Below are 212 nucleotides of genomic sequence, written 5' to 3' on the forward strand. Positions count from 1 at the left end.
TTAGCTCTACGCCAGAAGCCGTGATATCGGTGCTAATAGACTTAGATGCCAGTGTGTTTGACTCACGGTTGAACTCTTGCATCATGAAATCAAGACGACGACCTACAGAGCCACCTTTCTTCAAGATGCTGGTTGTTTCTTTTACGTGAGAGTCTAAGCGGTCCAGTTCTTCAGCAACGTCTGATTTCTGTGCCAGTAGAATGAGTTCTTGC

General features: G+C 45.8%; 1 protein-coding gene. It reads right to left on the reverse strand.

Features of this window, described 5'->3' with window-relative positions; all coding sequences use genetic code 11:
• Window positions 1-212, reverse strand: a 212-nt coding sequence (locus MRS74_RS23860; RefSeq protein ID WP_254582764.1) for an endoribonuclease YicC domain-containing protein, incomplete at both ends; no start/stop codon positions are given.

Origin of the sequence: Marinobacterium sedimentorum, assembly GCF_024267675.1 — a bacterium.
Lineage (GTDB): Bacteria > Pseudomonadota > Gammaproteobacteria > Pseudomonadales > Balneatricaceae > Marinobacterium_A > Marinobacterium_A sedimentorum.